Origin of the sequence: Legionella sp. 39-23 (assembly GCF_001897665.1) — a bacterium.
GTDB classification, from domain to species: domain Bacteria; phylum Pseudomonadota; class Gammaproteobacteria; order Legionellales; family Legionellaceae; genus Legionella; species Legionella steelei.
Window position 1 is genome coordinate 73,945 of sequence record NZ_MKTO01000009.1, and the last position, 20,651, is coordinate 94,595.

Sequence of the window (20,651 nt, forward strand, 5' to 3'; positions counted from 1 at the left end):
ATAACCTCTCTTATTTTCGGAAAAACAATAATTAATCTATTTGATTATAATATAGACTATTTGTGTTGTTTTTGATTTATTTTGGCGACCGCGCATAGGCAGATTCAGTAGTTGACTCAAGCAATTTCTCATAATATTTAATAAAAAAATCCTTTGCTTGTGACGGCGATTCAAACCCTAGGGAATTACTGCATTTCAAGCCTAGTCCGAGACTTGCGTTGTGTATGCTGTACTGGCTCTCTTTTAAAATTGATTCAGCATAATCTAGTGACTCTAAAACACGTGTATATGCTTCTTTTGCTTGTTTTAGCTCAAAATTCTTGTGTAGCCATAAACAGTAATGTGCCATTGCCTCAGCTAAAACCATATAACCGTAACTGCCATAATGAGGGAGCATGAGCTTGCTATTGGCGATAAGCTTACTATAAAGAGTTTCAGATTCTTTAGCGTTAGCCTGTTGCAGTTGCTGGTAAATGTATGCGTTGTAACGTTGTGTCGCATGAACAGAACCATATTGAATCGCCATTTTAAGCGATTCAAGTTCAGAAAATCCAAAATCACGATTTATTTCTTTTCTTATTTTTTGGGAAAAATAAAAAAAATGAGCTCCTCGTACTAAATCAAACTGATTTAATTGGGGCTGGGAAAACAATAAAATGGAAGACATGCTATTTTGTTGCGTCAATGCTGCGCCATAGGAGCACCAAATTTTGGTCCAGTACCCTGTGAGTTCAGTACGCCTACAAAATGCTTCGAAAGCTGGATTGTGATGTGCGATGCGAGTAATGGTTTCAATGCCTGGATTTTTAATGAGCTCATGTTTTTGCTCATCATTTGCCTGATTAAATACATAAATAAATAATTTATCGCTTGCTGTTAATTTTAATGACGTATTGAACGTCTTAAAATTAAAAAATGAGTACATGCTTTTTATGCCTTTTTCTAAGTGTTCAATCTATTGCTTGGGACTGATTTATTTTGCGCAGGCTTAATATCTTCTTCAAGTTAAGGACGTTATGAGGAGATCTTGGCCAAGGCTTATCGCTGTCAAGCTAAGGGAAAAAATACACAAAATCCCTCGCCCCCCCTTGGAGGCGGGTGAGGAGGGGCTTTACCATTTTTTACTTAGCTTTGTGACTATGGGCCAAGGCCCAATCTACGCCATTGAGCAAATTATATGCATTATACAACTGAAGAATGCAGCTGACTATTGCTTTGAACTTAAAAATAGCAATTAAGTGCTAATGCCCCAGTTACGAACTCCGCCGCATGAGGTCCTGTAACAGAAAACCAAACACCACCAATAAGACCTAGATTAGAAGTAAAGTTGTATTCGATGGCAGGGGCCAACGAAACTTGTTCATTTGCTTTTCCACCCACACCCGCAACAGTCCCGCCTGGTGTAAATCCTGGATTACCCTGAAAATTACTTCCTGGGCTGTGAACATATAAAACTTCGAAAACAGGAACCCAGTTTTGCGTGAGTGTATACTCAAAGGCCAAGTCAGCAGAATAACTGTTATCAAGTTTTACTTTACCCACGGTCTGGGGAGCACCACCAAAAACGCTTACTCCATGTACAGTGACATCACTAAACTTCGCACCAACCAAACTTAAACGCGTGCGTAAATAATGTTTATTAGGTAATAGAATCAATTTTTGAAAGTTAAAACCAAGGTAGGTCTGGAACGAACCTAAACCTGTTTGATCGGTGCCCAGTTTTTTGGGGTCTAAATGTTCATAGCGTCCTGTGGGAAAAACTTCTTGAACTACCACGCGCAAATCGGGAAGCCATGAGTTCTCTTTTTGCCGCAAAACTTGCACCCCTGCAGCCAAACTATAATCACCCATGCCATTTCCATGTTCCCCATGATCCCAACTGTAATCATAGGGTAAAGAAGTTTGTAAATCTAAAAAGCTAAGAACCCCTAAACTGACAATAGGAGTCACTTCAAAATTTCTAAACCCATGTGGATAGCCGCTATAAAACGCATAAGGTTCAAAGTTAATATGGCCTTTGGGAATTGTTTTTCCAGCAGGTGCAAGTAAAGGTCCAGTGAACCATGGATCAGCAAATGCTGCATTGACAAAAAATAACAATAAAAATAAGAGTCTTGATTTCATAGTGAATAGTTTATGTTAAAAGTTAAAATTTAAAGCTTTTTTCATATTAATGGAATTTATTTTTAACTTGTTTGCTGTGCTTTTTCATAATAAGTGTCGTTGTGAGAGATTGTCGTCAAAATTTTTCACAATTTGAAATATTTTGTGCATCATAAAAATTAGAAGTGGAACTAGGAAGTGTGATGAATGGAGATAAAATATATCGAGCGGTACAAGCTCGGAGCATTTTTGGCTCCGAGCTTGTTATTTATTTTGCAGGAACTTCTTTCCACCAATTGGTTTTGGTTTCTGTTGCCCAATGTCCTTCGCGCATACGAGCAACAAAAGCCTCGGCTTTTTCAGGAGTTGATGATTTTTGATCTAATTTAATGCACCAATCCCATTCACCGGATGTAGACCACATTCCTTCTACGCCATCCCATTTTGCCATTGCATTCATGTCAGACATAGATTTATTACTTTTCACAAAAATTACACTGTTCCATGCATTCATTATTTATATCCTTATAAAAAATATTTTAAAAAGGTGCTTGAGTTGATGCTCAAACTTTTTAAGAATAGAATACTTCCCGAATTCTTGCCAATGTATCCAGTAATTTTTTATTGATTGATTTTTTATTTGGCTTTAAGGGCTAATTTTGAGCCTTTAAGCAACAGGGGCAATAAGCAGTTGGGTTTCACTTTCCTCTGTTGGCGGTAACTGTTGAGGCTTGCAAAGCCATTGATTTTGAAACTCAACTTCTCTGTCTGTTTTTGTGCTACTAAAAAATAAGGTATTACCTTCACCTATACGCGCTAAGCCTACAAGAATCCCTATACCAAAAAATGCGGTAACGATCATAACGATATCCGCAATCAGTCGGCGCGTATCATGGCGATGGCTAAATTCATCTTTAGCCGCTTTCATTAAATCATTGGCCTGATTTTGCGAGGGATGACCTGACAAACGTATGGTCAATGCTTTTTCATAGAATTGATTGATTGATTGATCATATTCGTCCCCATATTTTTGTTCTTTGCTGAGGGCAATTTTTGCTTCACGGAACGCCTTTAGGGTGAGTAAGTCCTTGATCAAGGCTGGGGAGAATTTTTTATTTTCCACTTTTTTTAGAATGGCTTGCCGCAAAATATCATCATTTAGTGCTGCTGCTATTAACTGATTTTGCAGAGGAACATCAAGTTTATCAAGTATTGGGGTGAACTGCTCAAGAAGTGTATCCAATGGCTTCACTGGGGATTGTTCATTAATGATCTGAGTATTAAGAAGCTTTTCATAGATCAATTGAGCACGTGTTAATTGTCTGTGAATTCTTTTGCCGCATGCAGAAGATAATGCATTATTCCTTTCAAAATCTTCGACAGCTCGTGAATACATAGGATTAACAAATACGAGTTTCTTATCGGGGACCGAAGTTGCTCTTTTAAAGCGGTCATAAAATCCATACAAGGTATCTTCTATTTGTCTGGCGTCATATTCCACCTGGAGTTGTTTTCGTGAATCAAGCGGCAGTTTTCTAAATAATTGGTTTAAGATAGAAAATATTGTTTTCCTTTCTTCTATGTCTTGTGATGCATTGATTTTCGCAAGATAAAATTGATAAGCATTTTTTTGGGCTTGAATTAATTGAGGTGCATATTGGTTTCGTTCATTTTGAGGAAGATTATGGTATTGTTCTTCCAATAAATTCAATGCAGCGAACTTATCTTCTGCTGTTGCCAAATTGTTCCGTTGTAGCATGTAGGCTTGCAGTCGCCTCAGATCCGTTTGCGCATTTTCAATGTCTTGAGTCGCCTCAAAGATAGCCGACGACTCTGTCGCTACATTCCGCAGTTTTACAAAAATACCTTCTTTCGTTTGCAAATCAGTGTTGTCTTTAAATTGACGGGCTAATTCCCCAAAATAACGGATTTGGCGTAGGGTAATGACTTTTTTCTCGAAATCGTTACGATTTTTAAATTCATCATTTGGCAGCTCTTGCTCTACCAGTTGCCAGAGATCTTGACGACTCGTGATGCGCTTTACCAAGGCACTTGGAGATATCGCATTTAATTCTTCCAGGCATATGGTCGCAAGTTGCGCTCCATTCATGTTCCCTAGTACTTCATCATCGTTGATGGCGTAGAAAAAAGGGCTTTCAAAGACTTCTGCCGGAGCCATTTTGGCAGTACTGCGCAAACGATTTAACTCTTCATTTGCTTTTTTGAATCGTGCTATAGCCTCTTGAAATAAAATGAAGGTGGTACTCATATCCTCCCAGGAGGCCTTCGTAGATTGTTTTGCCTTTAAAGTATGGAGATTGGTAATGACGTCAGTGCCTGCAGTAAGAAGCTCGTTGGTTTTACACCAGTATGGATTGGGGTGATGTTTTAGATATTCTGCATTAAGTTCTTCATAGGGTTTTAAACCTAATGGCCTAAGGTTTGTATCTAGGAAAAATAAACGTCTTAGGATGGTACTTTCACGGTATTGCCCAACAAAAGTAGCGCCAAGTTCACGCTCAGGGTGTTGTGTGAAGAAGTCAGCAAAGATATTCGTGGTTTGGGATGGTTTATGATCCCAATAGTTATATTGTTCTGCTTGCCGCGCTACTGCATGTACATACTCATTAAATTGTTTCGCCAAATTACTCAGATTCAATTCTGAATAATCAATAAGATTGATTTGCGCAAAAGGCAAGAATTTTTCTTCCCAACCTAATAGAAGTGTGGAGAACGAGAGCGCGTTGTCGCCAGTTAACGTGATGGGCTTGATAAATAATTTGGCTGACTCTACCGCTTGCTTCAAGCGGTCAATAGAATCCATAGTGATGGCAATAGGGTAATCACACATGACCCAACTTGCAGATAAATCTACCGCTTCTAATTGGGGAGAGAATGGATTTTGCAGCGCTCTAATGTGCTTGTCAATTTGCAGGAGAAAGGGTTCTAGCGATTCGAGTTCTTTTGGAGGGAGTTCTTGGAAATGTTTTTGAATTTCCAACAGTTTTTCCAAAATAACTTTACTTTCTTCCTGTAAATCATCATAGATATTTTTTAATAAGAGTTCTTCATGTGTTTGCTTCAGTTTGGGATCAATTTTAAGCTGTAATTTAAATAGCTCTTGAATACGAAGAATAGCTTCTTGGTATTCAGGGGGAGTATCTTTTGTGTGAATGATTTCAGCAACTTGCAGTTTAAAAGTCTCGTAATGTTCGATATGGCCTTGTTGCAATTTTTTTATCGTAACTAATAACTGAGCTTGTAAATTAAAGAGTACTGACTGTTTTCCAGCGTCCAATTGACTCTCAGCAATGAAAATTTGATAAACACGTTTCAAATAAGTATCGAAATCAAGCGCGATATAACTGAGGTAATCTTCTTTAGCAGGGCTTGCCGTTACAGGTTTGCTTAATAATAATTCTAGGAGCTGCTGTTCCTTTTGATCTTCATCGCTATGAGCCGTTGTTTTCAGTTTATTGAAGAATAGTTTGATAAGCGGCCAATTTTCTTCGGTAATGGTGATGTGCATTGCTCCGTATTTATCCGGTGGAAAAACACCTTTTTCTAATAGAAGCTTTGTTTGATAAACGGGGTCGCTAAAATATAAAGATCCTGCTGCGGTGTAAGTGTCAGATGCTCCTGTTAACGAATGCCCTTGACCAAATTGATCATGATGTTGCTGTACCTCATCAGGATATTTTTTCGCCCCTAATAGGAATTCTAAAGCAGAGGCTGCCGGTGCTGTTTGTTCTAGTCCAAGTAGGAGTAAGCTATCGCTGTCATTCCGGTGAAAATAAAAATGGCCACTGCAGCCATTGTCTGATATTTTTTTATCATAAAAATTGGTTTGCCCCATCCCACCCATGGCGATATTAATGCCAAAATCTTGAGGTGTTTTGATGATACCGGGCAATTGCCCCATAATGCCCAACAGAACTCCCTTGCCTTCAACTGCTGCTCCTTCCATATTGCGACTGACATTATGGGTGGCCGAACGAGAAAAAACAGTATCTTTTACTCTTGGGGAGGGGAAATAACTTAATAGCTCTTGTCTATTCGTTTCAGTGAGTCCTTGGTAGTCAAGAATAATGCGACTGGCGTGGGACATGTAATCCGTGATGCTTAATTTATCTGAAGGTACTTGCAATGCAGGTGATTTAGAAAGAAACGCACGAGTTTTGAAGTCGCCGCGAGCCAAACATGCCAACAATAACTGGGTCATATTTACTGCGGTATCATCCTTTGAATTATGTATCAATGTGTCAGCCCATTGTTTAGCAACTGCGGCTTGATCCTGAGCAATGGAACGTGAAAGGATGTCGAATTTCTTACCGGGCATTTTGTGCACCTAAATTAAATTTGCCGCCATGGTAACAAATGAACCACTTTGTTGCAAAAATAAAAGTGTTTTCATCGCCACTTGAGCCATAGATTGGCTAAAATTGATGATACATTACATGGTGTTAAATACTATACTTAACTTATGGAGATCAAAAGTCCAGTTGAAAATCACCGGTTGTATATCGCATACTCCGAACTACATCAATTTGTGAAGGCTGTTATGAATAACCATCAAAAAATTATCTGCCCTACTTGTGGGAAAAAAAATACCTGGTATCCAGAGAACCTGTTTAAGCCCTTTTGTTCGGACCGATGTAAACTCATTGATTTGGGAGAATGGGCGAGCGAAAATCGAAACATTCCTGGAAACCCCATGGATCCAGAGTTTATTAGAGAAATCGATAATGATGGAGATGAGCTGAGTTAACTGAAGGTATTAAAACTGCAGTGTCCTGCACCTAAAGTTGTTTGATTGCTGTGGTGAGCTCAGTCAAAAGATAAAGTATATGACTAAAACGTCTATACTTAAGCTCTTAAACAAAAAATTTGGGAGTTTATTTTAAGACATGGGATAAGGAGTGGCTATGAGAAATCAAAAGTGTTCTGCCTCCAATAGCATTACCATGCGAGTTCGTATCCAAAATGCTCCCGGTACTTTTGGAAAGTTAGCTGCAGCAATCGAAAAAGAAGGCGGGCAAATTGGTGCGATTGACATTGTTCGCGTTGAAACAGATGCTCAGATACGTGATATTACTATATACACGTGTGGCACAAAACATGCAGAACTGATAGTTGATCTATTGCGCACCATTCCTCATTTAGAAGTGATTCATATTTCCGATCGTACTTTTCTAGCCCATTTAGGTGGGAAAATTGAAATGAAAGGTCGTATTCCATTAAAAACACGCGATGATCTGTCAATCGCCTATACACCCGGTGTGGCGCGAATTTGCACGTCAATTTATAACAAACCCGACGATGTCTTTAATCTAACCATTAAAAAAAACATGGTCGCAGTTGTTTCTGATGGGACTGCAGTGTTAGGTCTCGGTGATATGGGACCATACGCTGCCATTCCCGTTATGGAGGGCAAGGCATTATTGTTTAAAGAGTTTGCTAATGTTGATGCATTTCCCATTTGCTTGAATACCCAAAATGTGGATGAGATCGTTGCAACCATTAAGCATATTGCGCCAGTATTCGGTGGAATTAATTTAGAGGATATTTCCGCGCCTCGTTGTTTTGAAGTGGAAGAGCGTCTTAAGAAAGAACTGAATATCCCCGTATTTCATGATGATCAACACGGAACAGCTGTCGTGCTGGCGGCGGCAACGATTAACTCACTTAAATTGGTTAAGAAACAATTAGAACACATTAAAGTGGTTGTCGTGGGTATTGGTGCTGCGGGGACGGCATGTACTAAGATGTTATTAAACTTAGGCGTGAAAAATATTATTGGATGTGATTGTGACGGGGTGCTTTATGCCGGAAAACCTGGGTTACATCCAGTCCATCAGTGGTATGCGGAACATACCAATCCCAATCTTGAAAAAGGTACTGTGCATGATGTGATAAAGGGGGCAGATTTATTTGTTGGTGTCTCAAAACCAGGGGTAATTGATGCTAAAGACATAAAAAAAATGAATCGAGATGCGATTGTGTTTGCCATGGCAAATCCCATACCCGAAATCATGCCTGAAGATGCAAAAAAATATGCGGCTATTGTTGCAACAGGGCGCAGTGATTACCCGAATCAAATTAATAATGTACTCTGTTTTCCAGGTATCTTCAGAGGCGCACTTGATTGTATGGCTACTGAGATTAATGAAGAGATGAAGCTTGCAGCAGCTTATGCTATTGCAAACTCTATAGAGGAACAACATTTAAGTTGCAGTTATATTGTACCCAGCGTATTTGATACGAGTGTGGTAAAAAGAGTGGCTCAAGCGGTTAAAGAGGCGGCTATTAGCACTGGAGTAGCACGTAAAATTAAAACATAATCATTGATTATCTATCCTTATTTTCCCTTAATTTTTATAGGCAGATCCTTAATTTTTTAAAAAGCTCATAGAGGCTAAAATGATAAATTTGCTTTATTAGTGACTTGCTTTTACTTGAATTGTAAACAGACGCTAATGCAAAAATGAAATTTTATTAATAGTTTTCTGAAACAGATTTGTTAGCTAAAGGCTGGGAGTTTTAATTTCTAGAACTGTTAGTGAACAATTGCGATTCACCCTAATAAACTGAGGGAAATGGGTACGCTTTTCAAACTCCAACGCTATCCCTCATTGTACTTGGAATGACGTGGGGTTGTATGCATGCGGTGTAGGCTGGGCTGTTAAGCCCAGCATTTGCTGAATTAATTCGTACTCTCAAAATTCCACTGAAGCCAAATTAACAAGTATCTTATACATGGTGTTTTGAAGAAATACTTCAGTACATTGTTACATGCTGGGCTTAGCAGCCCAGCCTACGATTATTTAGCTATTTTTGTCAAAACATACATAGGAATGACATCAGAAGGCTGTAAATAAAAAGATGGAAATAATGCGTTGTCAGGTATTAAGCATTTACAACAGCTGCTTTCTGATACATCCCTGCCTCAAAATGGCCTGGGATATTACAGGCGAATACAACATCATGTTGCGCATTTGATTTAAATTTCCAGGTTAATGTTTTCGTTTCACCTGGATTAATGGTGATTGTATTACCATCTTCATGGACCATTCCTGGCATAGCTCGCATCATTTCTTGGTGTGCTTTTTGTTCTTTCTCATCACCAATCGAAAACTCATGAGGCACTTTTCCAATATTAGTAACTTTAAATGTGATAATGTCACCATCATGGAATTGAAGTTTTTGTGCAAAGGTAAAACGCATGTCGTCTGATGCAGTCACTTGAATTGTTTTTGTGGCTTTGGCGGCATTCTCGGGACTTCCTACAGGACTTGTTTCATGGTGAGTATGGGCGAATGTTGATTTAATAAAAATTCCTGAGCATAAAACAGTCAAAATAATTGTTTTTGGTAATGTATGTATCATCTTTGAAACCTTGCGTTAATCAATGGGCGTAGATTAAACGAACGACACAATGAATTCTACTGCTTTGGTAAAGTAAAAATAAACCAGGCACCTACCTCATTATGATTTTGTATGTAGAGCTTACCACCATGCGCTTCAATAAGATTTCTACAAATAGTAAGCCCTAAACCAGTACCTTGAGCTTTAGTCGTAAAATACGAACTCAAAATCTTATCTTGATATTCGGGAATAATACCTGGTCCATTATCACGAAAATGAATCTCAATGCGCTCATCCTCTTTGTTTATTGTTTGAATGGTGAGCTCTGGAGTTGGGATTGTATTTTCTTGCATTGCCTCAATGCTGTTGCGGGTTAGATTGGTAATGATTTGCATCATTTGAATTCTATCAATAGTTAATTTAGGGAGATCTGCTTCTAGTTTCAAATTGATTTTTAATTTTGAATGGGCTAGCTCAGAATCTAAAAAAATCATCGTATCTTTAATTAATGTATTAATATCTGTTTCTTCCTGAAAATATACATCCTTATGAATAAAACTTTTCATCCGATACATTACTTCACTGGCGTGTTTGGCTTGTGAAATAATTTTATTTAATAAAGAGATCACCTTGGGAGCTATTTTATTTTCATCCGCATGTTTTTTTATTTGTAAAAGGCAAGTTTGACTATAAAGAAGAATTGCAGTGAGCGGGTGATTAATTTCATGCGCTAGTGCCGAGGCCATTCCTTCCATGGTATTTAGGCGCATTACATGTGCTAATTTTGCTTGCTCTCTCATTGTTGATTGTTTTTGTAAATAATAGTTGGTTAGATCTTTAATGAGTAAAATAATTTCATTTTCTTGAGACGAATGGTTATAGAGCGGAGTAAAATTAATTTCAAAACAAAAATTTGCACCATCTACTTCATTAGAGTCTTCAATTAAAATGGTCGTTGTTTTTCCTAAAAGAGCTTGCCGACATGCCATGATTAATTGATTTTTATACTCTGAAAAATCAGAAATAAGCGTGAAAAAATTCATCCCCGTTTGAATTTTTATGGTAAAAATCTTAGAAAAAAACTTGATGAAGGATGAGTTTATTATTTTAAAGTAAAAGTCTTTATCTAATGTGGCAATGGCATCTGAAATATTTTGGAATAAATTGGTAACCGTTTCTAAGGATTGATTTAATTGGAGTTGTTGGGATTCTAAAGTAAAAAAGGCTTTAGAATTGAAATCATAAAATTCAGTATGTTGTTTTTTTAACGCGTCTATTTCTAAATGAAGTGATTTAATTTCTTGTGCTTTTTCCTGTAATTCGTTTTCTTTGCGAAGCAACTGCTCTTGTAATGTTTGAATTTCGTTTTGCATTTGCAAGGATGATTTTTTAATAATATTTGAATTCATTTCATTTCTTTTTAACAATATTTGGAAAAAAAACCTGGCAATAATTATTTAATTTGAATAGTAACAATAACATAGTATCCAAAAACTGTTGAATGGATATTGCGAAGAGACACTTTATTAATCTCCAGTTCAACTCAAATATAGGGTAAACCCTAGCTTTGCCAGTGTAGTTCATAATATTTTTTTTTCTTAATCGATCATAAATTTCTAATTTGAAAAAGCAGTTGAGGCTGTTGTCGAAGGTGTTTCATAAGTTGATTAATGTTTTTTTTCAGATTAACACGAGTCATTTTTCCGTTGCTAATTACTCTATAACTTGATATTGGCGACTTGTTCATGCAAGTCGCTCAATTAAAAGCACATAGATGTTGCAATGCGGAATTGTGATCGGCCTCATTTTCATAAAGAAAAGGGATTTTCAATGCAATTAAAACAATTAACAGTAGCCCAACAGTTATTCAAACGATTTTGCTATGGTTACAATGAGCGTGATTTAAATTATCTGCGGTCGCTTTTTTCTAATGATATTACTATGTGGGGGACTGGCATCGAGGATTATCGAATCGGGACTGCGCAAATCGAGGAGCAGTTTCTAAGAGATTGGCAACAGTACGATGATTCACAAATTAAATTACTCACATTTAGTCCAATTCCTCCTAATTCATATTGGGCTAGTGCTCTTTGTGAAGTCCAAATATGGATAGAGAGTAAAAATTATGATTTTCAAAATTTGCGGGGTACGATTTGTATTGATTTAGAAAACGATGTTTGGAAAATTACTCATTTACATATTTCATTTCCGCGCTATTAAGCACTAAGCGCTCACGACGTTTATCATCTTGAGGTGTTTTCGACGAGTAAAGGATAGGGATAGTTACCATTTGCGTCATAATATTTTTTTTAAAATATGAAACAATTCATTAAGATCAAAAGGTTTTGGCAAAAAGGTTTCATAAGGCATTTTTTCCATTTTTTCCAGATTGGTTTTCGCTGAAGTGATAATTGTTGGAATATTACTTATGCGTTGGCATAATTTTTTTTTCTCACGAAACTCAAAACCATCAAGTACAGGCATCATGAGATCTAAAAAAATAACTACTGGCAACGGATCTTTTTCAAGTATGTTTAAAGCCTCTTGCCCATCTTGAACCGCCACTGTGAAATACTCTGCATATTCCAAAGCCCAGACTAAAGCTTCTCTTACCGCACTATTGTCATCAATTAATAAGATAAATTGTTTTTGCTTTTCTATACTCATAGGTACTAAACCATAGTCTAACAATGCTATTCTTGAGGAAGCGTATCTGCTAGTAGTACATCAAATAACACAAATTCAAACCGGTTCATCTAAGAATGCAGAAGACTCAATAATTCGGTTATGAATCAGACTAATTTTTATCAGTTCAGCTAGCGATTTTACTTCCATTTTTCGCATGACATTAGCCCGATGCACCTCAACTGTGGATATGGATATATTAAGCTCATACGCAATCTGTTTATTCAGTTTACCTTCAACAACTAAATCCATGACCTGCTTTTCACGTTTGGTTAAACCATTTATTCGTTCTTGCAGGCCCGTTTGCCTTTGTGTCGTATTATCCTTAACTTTTTTAAGGCATCTTTGTGTTATTTCTAATAAATTCTGATGATTGATTGGCTTAAGGATGAAATCTTCGGCTCCTGCTTTCATGGCCCGTATTGCCATTGCAATATCACCGTAGCCTGTAATGATGATTATTGATAATTGTTTTTTTGATGAACTCAATTGCTCTAGTAATTCTAAGCCGCTCATTATAGGCATTCGTACATCAGTGATTAAACATCCACGTTGATTATCATAACTATCGAGAAAATCTTTGGCATTTAAATAAGTTTGAACCTGCAGATTTATTGACTCAAATAACCAGCGGAATGATTTACATATCTCGGGGTCGTCATCGATAACAAAAACAGTTGTATTATTAGAAGGCATATCCTTTATACTCTTGATGAAACACTATGAGTTGAAAACTAATACTATTAGCAAATAACTCAGCGAATAAGGTGCCACTTTCTCTATCAAGCAAAGTACGGCAATAAGTGAGTTCTTTTTCGAATTCTTCTTCCTGTATTAAAAAATTACTTTTTATCATAATTTTTGCTTTATTTTTATCCATATCTGTTTGAATTTCTAATGTTGCTTTGTGTATCTTGTTTTTTTCCACAACAGTAATACATTGTTTCAATAAACGAAATAAAATATGCTTGAGCTGCAATTGAGGTATATGAAAATCAGGGCACTCATCCTGAAAATTTACGACCAGTCGAATATTATTATGTTCTATTTCATAGGAATACAGAGAAATAATCTCTGTAATAATATCGTGAAAAATTGCAGGCCGTTCTCCTAATTTTTTTTGAGTTGTAGGTTCTTGCAGGGAATAAATTTTATTTTTCAACAACTCAACATGCTGGTTGATTTTTTGTAACGCATTGAGCATTTGCTCTGCACTAAGGCCTTTTTTTTCTAGCCGGAGTTCGCAACCACCCACATATGCTTTAATTGCAGTCATGGATTGATTGAGTTCATGGATTAATTTCTCAATGTATTGTGGATTTTCTTGATGCATTAATCGAGCCATATGGTCTATCTCAGATTCTGTACTATAAAAACCCCAGTTTCTATCGAATCATGTCATGCATGGTTGTAGTGGGATAATCTGTTTTTCTCAGCGTTCATATTTACAAGGACGGGTCAATATTAATGCATGCTGTTACTATAGTTTATTCAGGTTAACCTTAGTTTTTAATCCGCTAGGCAGTTATTTTGCACCAATTAAACGCTTAAGGGTAATAAAGGCATTATTTAGTGCGGTTGGTAGTAACTTTCTGAACTGCAGTTGTTTAAATTGTATTAGACGCATTTTTCAGATAATTTATACTTCAAATACATTACCATTACCAATGGACGGTATTATGGCCGATATGATTATTTTGGCAATGAGCAATTTTACATTGACTTGTTTTATACTTGGTTTGCTATGCGCTCTTCTTGAATGGTTGGTTCGCTCAAGGCCAATGGAAAAAGCCATGGTTATTGAATTTATCTTTTCTTGGTATTTGTTGTTCAATATCGGATTGGCCTATTTGTTTAACTTTATTATGCATGTCTTCTTTGGCGATTTTACTGCGCAGTTTATTGGCTGGCCGCAAAGTCCATTTCAAATGGAAGTAGGATTTGCCAGTTTGGGGATTGCGTTGAATGGAATAATTAGCTTTAAAGGTCAAATTGCTTTTCGTGCGGCAACGATCATCGTTCCTGCTCTGTTTTTATGGGGTGCTGCAGGTGGACATCTTTATCAAATGATCGTTGCCCATAATTTTGAACCTGGCAACGCGGGCAGCATATTTTGGACGGATATTTTCATGCCCATCATTGCTTTTTTATTACTTTGGCTGCAATATCGAAACCCGGAAAACAGGGTTAGTTAAAACGTTATAGCCTACCCAGCCAACAATAACTCTAATCCTTGTATGTTAGGTAATTCGCTGACAAAAAGAACACGAGTAGGCTGGGCTGTTAAGCCCAGCATGCACAGGATTAATTTTTCCTCTCCAAAATGTCCATCATGAAACCCCCACGGTAAGCTCAATTAACACGTGCTTATTCATTGGTCTTAAGAAAGCATTATTTTTGGCATTGTTACATGCTGGGCTTACAGCCCAGCCTAGGTTTATTTAGCTTTGTCAATGATACAATCCTGAGGAAGGCTCTCCTTGCTCATATCCGGAGATACCTCGCTGCGTTTAGAACGAATGTGCTCTCGTGATCGCGGATTTAAATAAAATCATAGTGCTATCTTTTAATGCAATGCGCTCATTTGACAAAGCTGTTATATGTACCAAAATTTGTATTAAGGCCATAGATTATATGGAGGTATATCATGAGCAAAGTAACACAATTTAAGCAAGGAACTCCCAGCAAAGGAGCTCCTGGTAAGGGAGCTTCCATTCAAATTAATCGATCACAAAATCCCTTTTTAAGTCTGCAAAACGAAGTGGATCGATTATTTAGTGACTTTAATGAGTTTTTTTCTCCAACCAAATTTAGTTGGGGACAATTTGAAAAATTAGATCTTTCTCCTTCAATGGATATTGTTGAGGATAAAGATCATTTCTGTGTGCAGCTAGAAATGCCTGGTATGGGCGAAAAAGACATTAAGGTCTCTATATTGGATAATGTACTCACTATTAGCGGCGAGAAATCCAGCTCGAAAAAAAATGAAGGTAAAAAATATATTTCTCGAGAAATTAGCTTTGGGAAATATGAACGCTCCATCTCTTTACCCGCTACTGTTGATATAGCGCAAGCGAAAGCAACGTTTAAAAAAGGTATGCTTTGGGTTGATTTACCTAAAAAAACGGAATCTAAAACCGGAACTCGAGATATCAAAGTGGAACAAGCCAAATAAACCTAAAATAACCCCATGGTTTCGGTCATGGGGTTATCTACTTAAGCTTTTAGCCAAAAAATGCGCACTAAGATATATAAGATCGTCATGCCAAGAATAGGAACAACGAGAAAGCCAAGAAAGCTATAAAATCCTATTCTATTTTCAGCTGAGGCATTATAAAACTTTTTAAATTTTTTCCATAAGGACATTTATAGCCTCCATTTTTGATTAGAGCTTATTTTATAAGATTATGGACCTCAATATAAAGCGATTTGTCAGAATCACGCATTTTGAGTTTCTGTTATTTTGTCTTAATTAGAATTAAAGTGTTCGCTAGAGCAATGGCGCTATTATTTTCACATTCATAGTAGAAAAATCCTTCTCCCGCTTACGGGAGAGGGCTAGGGTGAGGGAATTGCAAAATTCATGAACAAAAGTCTGAATTAGTTTCCAGGTCTACAATTTATAAAGTCGAAATTACCAATGTCTGCGCCAAATCGTGCACTTGCTTGAACAAAGGAGTCTGTAATAACCGCTTCTGTAATTTCTGCAAAAGGAGTGTCTTTATAGTGTCTCATAGTGTTAACGCGCTTTTGTAAATTTTGTCCAGCAAGAGTCTGAGGGTTGGAATGAGTCAATTGAAATTGTCCCAATCCAATTTCACTGGTTACTTTATCCAATGCTTGTTGATATGAATTAGCCATCCCGAATTTAATCGCATTTACGACGGTATTAATAGGAGCGCCCTGGTTCAATAATTGAGCACAAAAATCCGCTAGCCTATAGATTTCATTAATATAACCTTGTTGATTACCTAGCATTAATAGACGCATGGCAGACACTGCTGCGGATTTGACTTGGGGTAAGTCTATATGTTCCTCAGCATTCTCTTCCAAGAGCGCATCTAAAGAGAAGACTGGTTGACTTTTTACAATAGCTTTCTTTGGCACAGTTGACTCCAAAACAGGATTAAGGAAAATAGTTATTGTTCGATTGAAATGGCTCGAAACAAGATAATTGCTCATTATGTATTATTTTTATTCAAATGTAAAGACTCTTAAAACGCAGACTAATATCCTTTTTGCCATCATATACTTCAGTCTTTATGATATAATTGGTTCTATTTTGCAATGTTTTTTTAGTGAGTCGTGCAATTGATTACTCATCGTGTAGATCTGCGTTCCTATCATACTGAAAGTTGCAGTCATGCTCATGATTTTGCACAGCTGGTTTTACCTCTAGCTGGTTCTATGGAGTTGGAAGCGGGGCATTATTCTGGAGTTGTTGATCATCATGTAGGAGTCTTTATTGCTCCGAATGAACGGCATTGTTTTGCCGGAAGCCAGGGAAATCTTTTTTTAGTGGTTGATGTAGCAAGCCCAAAGGATCTTTTTAAGGAACACCGCTCGCATGCTTTTAATTTAACGACGAGCATTAAAAAGCTTATACAATTTGCGCATCATTATTTAGCAGATAATGAAGGCGATTTTTTTACTGATTCCTTAATGAATCAATTACTCGTACATTTCGCCACAAAATCCTTATCATTCGAGTCAGACGACATTGTCCTTAAGGCAAAAAATTGGATCGATTTTTATTTCGCGGAGCGTGTCAATGTGAATAAAGTTGCGCAGCATTGTCATTTGAGTGTCAGTCAATTACAGCGTCGGTTCAAACAATCCCTGGGTTGTAGTATTGCAGAATATTGGCGATTTAAAAAATTAAGTCAGGCCAAACAATTACTTTCTGCCCAACACCTTTCTATAGAGGCCATTGCTTTTGCGGTGGGATACGAAAATTTGCCCGCATTTAGTCGGCGATTTAGTACAGTTTTTGGGGAGTCGCCCTCCCAATGGCGAATAAAAGCATTATCGGCAAAGAAAATGCGTGAAATGGATAACTCATACTGAGCTTATTATTGCTACACTGTACGTTTTTATTTGGCGATACAGAGAAGTATTTTATATGCAAAAATCCAATGCTTATTTACAAGGAATACTCTTCCTTGTCTTGGCTCAAATCATGGTAGGCGTGAACATTGTTTTTTCCAAGTATGTGCTTTCCACAATTCCGCTGCTGTTTATATTGGCTCTGCGGTTTAGTTTGGCTGCTATTATTTTATTACCCTTGCACTGGTTTACCTCTGCGCGAAATAAGCCGGTGGGTTATTATTTTTCTCAATTAAAACCACGTGATTGGTTTTTTATTGGTGCGCAGGCGGTTTCTGCGGGAGTGCTGTTTAATTTCCTAATTTTATGGGGATTAAATTACACGGATGCGAATGTAGCGGGTATTATTACCAGCGCCTTACCTGCGATCATTGCAATTATGTCTTGGATTATTCTTGGTGAAAAAATTTCAGGAAAGAAAGCCATCTGTGTGGGTTTTGCCACATTTGGATTAATCGTTATTGCCTGCGATAAGTTGGTGGGGATGCGCGTGAGCCATTCTTTTTGGGGGGATGTGCTTGTTTTAATCTCTCTTTTGCCTGAGGCTACTTACTATATTTTAAGTAAGATGCATGCGAATTCACTGCCAGTATTTTTAATTTCTTCTTTACTCAATGCAATTAATGCCATTTTGTTATTGATTGCTTTGGGTTTTAGTTCCTGGAGCGGAATAACCATTCAATTTTCAGATTGGCTGATTTTGATTATTTTAGGTTTAAGCTCGGGTCTTTTTTATGTGTTTTGGAATTTTGGTTGCCAGAAAGTGGATGGGGTAATGGCTTCATTATCAACGGCGGTGATGCCTTTAGCCACGGTACTCATTGCTTGGCTGCTGTTGGGAGAACGACTGACACTTGGGCAAGCAATTGGTATGAGCATGGTAATTCTCTCAATTGCTGTCTATGCAAAAAGATAATTGGATGGTTTTGCAAGTTGGTTTAAGTGAGATAAAGCTGATTTATTTTGCAACATCTCCTTAACCCAAGTTATGATGGGCCAAACAAAAAATCTTAGTTTAATTTTATGCCTCATTTGATTTTGGAATTAAGTAATAACATTAAAAACACAGAACATTTAAGCCAGTTATTTGATAAATTACATCATATGCTTGCAGAACAACTTCCTACCCAATTATCAGGGTGCAGGAGCCGCTGTGTTATTCATCCATTGTTTTTTATTGGCGATCAGAGTGAAGACAATGCTTTTGTGCATTTAACGCTAAAAATGCTTCCAGGCCGGGATGAGCTTAAGAAAAAAAGCATAGGTAAAAACCTTTTTGATCTATTGGATGATTTTTTTAGAGTAGGTCAAAATCAATTAAATATTACTTTATCTGTAGAAATCTTGGATTTGGATCCTATTTATTTTAAGGGCTAAAGTATTTTCTAAATCGTTTCAAATGCAGGTTATTCTCTATGAGTGCACAAAAAAGATGGGAACATTTTTCTCATGAATCCGATATAGGTGTTAGAGGTTATGGCTCAACTGTTGCAGACGCTTTTTCCATGGGGGCGCTTGCTTTGACCAATGTTATTACGCGTTCACAATCAATTCATCCTTACAAAAAAATACAAATTCACTGTGAGGCTCCGAATCAGGAGATTTTATTTGTCGATTGGTTAAATGTCATTATTTACAATATGGCAATCCACAACATGCTGTTTAGCATGTTTGATGTCAGCATTAATGGATTGAGGCTAACTGCTATAATTGCCGGTGAACCAGTGGATATTCATAGACATCAACCTGCAGTGGAGGTCAAAGGTGCTACATTCACTGAATTAAAAGTGTATGAAAAGAATAACATCTGGGTGGCACAATGTGTTGTTGATGTGTGAGAGAGCGAGGGTAGAAATCAATGGACTTAAACCTGTTAGAAAAAATCAGTGACTTCGAATGGCGAATTCCCCAACAGGGTAAGATGCGTGTGCCGGGGATTATTTTTGCTTCAGAAGAGTTAATCCTCAGTATGGATATGAAAGTTTATGAACAAGTCACGAACGTCGCAACATTACCTGGAATTGTGCGTGGTTCTTATGCGATGCCTGATGCTCATTGGGGTTATGGGTTTCCTATTGGGGGTGTTGCTGCATTTGATCCCGATAACGACGGGGTTGTTTCAGCAGGTGGTGTTGGTTTTGATATTTCATGTGGCGTACGGCTTTTATCTACAGGACTTAAACGTGAAGAATTTGAACCCTATAAAGAACAACTTGCAGATGCGCTGTTTGCGCATATTCCGGCAGGTGTAGGCAGCAAAAGTCGTATTACTCTAACTATGAAACAAATGGATGATATGTTGCGTGGTGGCGCTGTATGGGCTGTAAAGCAAGGATATGGTGAACGTGAAGATTTAGCGCGTATTGAAGATAATGGCCGCGTAGAAGGTGCTTTACCTGAGCATGTTTCCGAACATGCAAAAAAACGTCAAAAAAATGAAATGGGTACTTTAGGTTCTGGTAATCATTATTTGGAAATTCAAGAGGTGCGCCATATATACTGTGAACAAACTGCTGCAGCATTTGGTTTAGCACTAGGGGATGTGGTTGTGAGCATCCATTGTGGTTCACGTGGCCTAGGTCACCAAATAGGAACTGATTTTCTGCGCTCGATGCTCATTCACGCCCAACAGCATGGTATCTCACTCGTTGATCGTGAGTTAGCTTGTGCCCCTATACGTTCTTCCATGGGGGAGCATTATTTAGGTGCTATGCGCTCAGGAATTAATTGTGCGCTCGCTAATCGTGAAATTATTACTCATTTTATGCGCGAAGTATTTCAGGATGAAATGCCAGGAGCCCAAATAAAACTCATTTATGATGTATCCCATAATACCTGCAAGGAAGAAGCGCATCAGATTGATGGTAAAACAAAACGTTTATTTGTTCATCGTAAAGGCGCAACGCGAGCTTTTGGTCCAGGTCATCCTGAGTTAGCACAAGCGTTTCATCATGTAGGACAACCTGTAATTATTGGCGGCAGCATGGGAACTTCATCTTATGTTTTAGTTGGTACAGAACATTCAGAACATAAATCCTTTGGTTCTGCTTGTCATGGTGCAGGACGGGCGATGAGCCGGCATCAGGCAACCAAAAAATGGCGTGGGAGTGAAATCATTGAGCAATTAGCACAACAAGGAATTTTAATTCGTAGTAGTTCCTATCGTGGTATAGCAGAGGAAGCTCCAGAAGCCTATAAGAATGTCGATTTTGTTGTTGATGCAGCACAAGAGTCCGGTTTAACCAAAAAAGTTGCCCGACTGGTACCTATTGTTTGTGTTAAGGGATAGTTTATTTAGAAATAGTTCTGGAGTTTTTTTGCGAAAACAAGCAGGTATAAATCGTATTTTTAATGTTCTTTTTGTTCTATTTTTCTACTAAGAAAATAAATAA

Annotated in this window: 20 protein-coding genes; 10 read left to right on the forward strand and 10 right to left on the reverse strand. The window is 37.6% G+C overall.

The window, feature by feature from the left end; all coding sequences use genetic code 11:
* Positions 1-76: 76 nt before the first annotated feature.
* The 4 genes from BGO44_RS04815 to BGO44_RS04830 form a co-directional block, all read right to left on the reverse strand.
* Entirely contained in the window at positions 77-925 is an 849-nt protein-coding gene (locus tag BGO44_RS04815; RefSeq protein ID WP_273198900.1) for a DUF5630 domain-containing protein, read from the reverse strand.
* 296 nt (positions 926-1,221) lie between these two features.
* The gene (locus BGO44_RS04820; RefSeq protein ID WP_058512008.1) at positions 1,222-2,124 is read right to left on the reverse strand and encodes a transporter; all 903 of its coding nucleotides are present in this window, start codon (positions 2,122-2,124) and stop codon (positions 1,222-1,224) included.
* A gap of 247 nt (positions 2,125-2,371) precedes the next feature.
* Positions 2,372-2,617 carry a hypothetical protein gene (locus BGO44_RS04825; RefSeq protein WP_058512009.1) on the reverse strand — a complete coding sequence of 82 codons (246 nt, stop codon included), beginning with the start codon at positions 2,615-2,617 and terminating at the stop codon, positions 2,372-2,374.
* 153 nt (positions 2,618-2,770) lie between these two features.
* Positions 2,771-6,442 carry a LepB GTPase-activating domain-containing protein gene (locus tag BGO44_RS04830; protein WP_273198897.1) on the reverse strand — a complete coding sequence of 1,224 codons (3,672 nt, stop codon included), beginning with the start codon at positions 6,440-6,442 and terminating at the stop codon, positions 2,771-2,773.
* Between the two features lie 222 nt (positions 6,443-6,664).
* On the opposite strand from BGO44_RS04830, the gene BGO44_RS04835 reads away from it, so the two are divergent.
* Together BGO44_RS04835 and BGO44_RS04840 are read left to right on the forward strand one after the other, a co-directional pair.
* Positions 6,665-6,871, forward strand: a complete 207-nt coding sequence (locus BGO44_RS04835; protein WP_058512464.1) for a DNA gyrase inhibitor YacG — start codon at positions 6,665-6,667, stop codon at positions 6,869-6,871.
* 157 nt (positions 6,872-7,028) lie between these two features.
* Entirely contained in the window at positions 7,029-8,444 is a 1,416-nt protein-coding gene (locus BGO44_RS04840; protein ID WP_058512011.1) for an NAD-dependent malic enzyme, read from the forward strand.
* Positions 8,445-9,009: 565 nt separating this feature from the next.
* Here BGO44_RS04840 and BGO44_RS04845 read toward each other — a convergent pair.
* Complete coding sequence (locus BGO44_RS04845; RefSeq protein ID WP_058512012.1) at positions 9,010-9,489, reverse strand: cupredoxin domain-containing protein; 480 nt, start codon at positions 9,487-9,489, stop codon at positions 9,010-9,012.
* 56 nt (positions 9,490-9,545) lie between these two features.
* Positions 9,546-10,877 (reverse strand): PAS domain-containing sensor histidine kinase, encoded by a 1,332-nt coding sequence (locus BGO44_RS04850; RefSeq protein WP_273198894.1) that lies wholly within the window; start codon positions 10,875-10,877, stop codon positions 9,546-9,548.
* A 421-nt stretch (positions 10,878-11,298) separates the two neighbouring features.
* On the opposite strand from BGO44_RS04850, the gene BGO44_RS04855 reads away from it, so the two are divergent.
* The gene (locus tag BGO44_RS04855) at positions 11,299-11,688 is read left to right on the forward strand and encodes a nuclear transport factor 2 family protein (RefSeq protein ID WP_083504022.1); all 390 of its coding nucleotides are present in this window, start codon (positions 11,299-11,301) and stop codon (positions 11,686-11,688) included.
* Positions 11,689-11,763: 75 nt separating this feature from the next.
* Here the strand turns inward: BGO44_RS04855 and BGO44_RS04860 are convergent, their stop codons facing one another.
* The 3 genes from BGO44_RS04860 to BGO44_RS04870 all read right to left on the reverse strand — a co-directional run bounded on the left by BGO44_RS04860 (position 11,764) and on the right by BGO44_RS04870 (position 13,498).
* The gene (locus BGO44_RS04860; RefSeq protein ID WP_058512014.1) at positions 11,764-12,135 is read right to left on the reverse strand and encodes a response regulator; all 372 of its coding nucleotides are present in this window, start codon (positions 12,133-12,135) and stop codon (positions 11,764-11,766) included.
* A 75-nt stretch (positions 12,136-12,210) separates the two neighbouring features.
* A complete protein-coding gene (locus BGO44_RS04865; RefSeq protein WP_273198891.1) occupies positions 12,211-12,849 on the reverse strand; it encodes a response regulator transcription factor in 639 nt (212 codons plus the stop codon).
* On the reverse strand, positions 12,839-13,498 hold the full coding sequence (locus BGO44_RS04870) for a sensor histidine kinase (protein ID WP_273198889.1): 660 nt from the start codon (positions 13,496-13,498) through the stop codon (positions 12,839-12,841). Before BGO44_RS04870 ends, BGO44_RS04865 begins: the two co-directional genes overlap by 11 nt.
* A gap of 334 nt (positions 13,499-13,832) precedes the next feature.
* Between BGO44_RS04870 and BGO44_RS04875 the strand changes: the two genes are divergently transcribed.
* Entirely contained in the window at positions 13,833-14,348 is a 516-nt protein-coding gene (locus BGO44_RS04875; protein WP_273198887.1) for a DUF6790 family protein, read from the forward strand.
* A 452-nt stretch (positions 14,349-14,800) separates the two neighbouring features.
* The gene (locus BGO44_RS04880; RefSeq protein ID WP_273198885.1) at positions 14,801-15,328 is read left to right on the forward strand and encodes an Hsp20/alpha crystallin family protein; all 528 of its coding nucleotides are present in this window, start codon (positions 14,801-14,803) and stop codon (positions 15,326-15,328) included.
* A gap of 425 nt (positions 15,329-15,753) precedes the next feature.
* Here BGO44_RS04880 and BGO44_RS04885 read toward each other — a convergent pair whose 3' ends face one another.
* Positions 15,754-16,260 carry a hypothetical protein gene (locus BGO44_RS04885; RefSeq protein WP_237760512.1) on the reverse strand — a complete coding sequence of 169 codons (507 nt, stop codon included), beginning with the start codon at positions 16,258-16,260 and terminating at the stop codon, positions 15,754-15,756.
* Between the two features lie 204 nt (positions 16,261-16,464).
* On the opposite strand from BGO44_RS04885, the gene BGO44_RS04890 reads away from it, so the two are divergent.
* The 5 genes from BGO44_RS04890 to BGO44_RS04910 all read left to right on the forward strand — a co-directional run bounded on the left by BGO44_RS04890 (position 16,465) and on the right by BGO44_RS04910 (position 20,548).
* The gene (locus tag BGO44_RS04890) at positions 16,465-17,220 is read left to right on the forward strand and encodes a helix-turn-helix domain-containing protein (RefSeq protein ID WP_273198882.1); all 756 of its coding nucleotides are present in this window, start codon (positions 16,465-16,467) and stop codon (positions 17,218-17,220) included.
* 55 nt (positions 17,221-17,275) lie between these two features.
* The gene (locus BGO44_RS04895) at positions 17,276-18,175 is read left to right on the forward strand and encodes a DMT family transporter (RefSeq protein ID WP_157070801.1); all 900 of its coding nucleotides are present in this window, start codon (positions 17,276-17,278) and stop codon (positions 18,173-18,175) included.
* 107 nt (positions 18,176-18,282) lie between these two features.
* Complete coding sequence (locus tag BGO44_RS04900) at positions 18,283-18,636, forward strand: 5-carboxymethyl-2-hydroxymuconate Delta-isomerase (RefSeq protein WP_083504002.1); 354 nt, start codon at positions 18,283-18,285, stop codon at positions 18,634-18,636.
* Positions 18,637-18,674: 38 nt separating this feature from the next.
* Entirely contained in the window at positions 18,675-19,097 is a 423-nt protein-coding gene (locus BGO44_RS04905; RefSeq protein WP_273198880.1) for an archease, read from the forward strand.
* A gap of 20 nt (positions 19,098-19,117) precedes the next feature.
* On the forward strand, positions 19,118-20,548 hold the full coding sequence (locus BGO44_RS04910; RefSeq protein WP_273198877.1) for an RtcB family protein: 1,431 nt from the start codon (positions 19,118-19,120) through the stop codon (positions 20,546-20,548).
* Positions 20,549-20,651: the final 103 nt, after the last annotated feature.

What these genes read in the sequence shown, in the direction of transcription:
- BGO44_RS04870 (WP_273198889.1), bottom strand. Translation starts at nt 13,498, where the DNA reads ATGGCTCGATTAATGCATCAAGAAAATCCACAATACATTGAGAAATTA.
- BGO44_RS04825 (WP_058512009.1), bottom strand. Translation starts at nt 2,617, where the DNA reads ATGAATGCATGGAACAGTGTAATTTTTGTGAAAAGTAATAAATCTATG.
- BGO44_RS04815 (WP_273198900.1), bottom strand. Translation starts at nt 925, where the DNA reads ATGTACTCATTTTTTAATTTTAAGACGTTCAATACGTCATTAAAATTA.
- BGO44_RS04910 (WP_273198877.1), top strand. Translation starts at nt 19,118, where the DNA reads ATGGACTTAAACCTGTTAGAAAAAATCAGTGACTTCGAATGGCGAATT.
- BGO44_RS04845 (WP_058512012.1), bottom strand. Translation starts at nt 9,489, where the DNA reads ATGATACATACATTACCAAAAACAATTATTTTGACTGTTTTATGCTCA.
- BGO44_RS04865 (WP_273198891.1), bottom strand. Translation starts at nt 12,849, where the DNA reads ATGCCTTCTAATAATACAACTGTTTTTGTTATCGATGACGACCCCGAG.
- BGO44_RS04840 (WP_058512011.1), top strand. Translation starts at nt 7,029, where the DNA reads ATGAGAAATCAAAAGTGTTCTGCCTCCAATAGCATTACCATGCGAGTT.
- BGO44_RS04835 (WP_058512464.1), top strand. Translation starts at nt 6,665, where the DNA reads ATGAATAACCATCAAAAAATTATCTGCCCTACTTGTGGGAAAAAAAAT.
- BGO44_RS04875 (WP_273198887.1), top strand. Translation starts at nt 13,833, where the DNA reads ATGGCCGATATGATTATTTTGGCAATGAGCAATTTTACATTGACTTGT.
- BGO44_RS04880 (WP_273198885.1), top strand. Translation starts at nt 14,801, where the DNA reads ATGAGCAAAGTAACACAATTTAAGCAAGGAACTCCCAGCAAAGGAGCT.
- BGO44_RS04855 (WP_083504022.1), top strand. Translation starts at nt 11,299, where the DNA reads ATGCAATTAAAACAATTAACAGTAGCCCAACAGTTATTCAAACGATTT.
- BGO44_RS04905 (WP_273198880.1), top strand. Translation starts at nt 18,675, where the DNA reads ATGAGTGCACAAAAAAGATGGGAACATTTTTCTCATGAATCCGATATA.
- BGO44_RS04830 (WP_273198897.1), bottom strand. Translation starts at nt 6,442, where the DNA reads ATGCCCGGTAAGAAATTCGACATCCTTTCACGTTCCATTGCTCAGGAT.
- BGO44_RS04860 (WP_058512014.1), bottom strand. Translation starts at nt 12,135, where the DNA reads ATGAGTATAGAAAAGCAAAAACAATTTATCTTATTAATTGATGACAAT.
- BGO44_RS04895 (WP_157070801.1), top strand. Translation starts at nt 17,276, where the DNA reads ATGCAAAAATCCAATGCTTATTTACAAGGAATACTCTTCCTTGTCTTG.
- BGO44_RS04900 (WP_083504002.1), top strand. Translation starts at nt 18,283, where the DNA reads ATGCCTCATTTGATTTTGGAATTAAGTAATAACATTAAAAACACAGAA.
- BGO44_RS04820 (WP_058512008.1), bottom strand. Translation starts at nt 2,124, where the DNA reads ATGAAATCAAGACTCTTATTTTTATTGTTATTTTTTGTCAATGCAGCA.
- BGO44_RS04850 (WP_273198894.1), bottom strand. Translation starts at nt 10,877, where the DNA reads ATGAATTCAAATATTATTAAAAAATCATCCTTGCAAATGCAAAACGAA.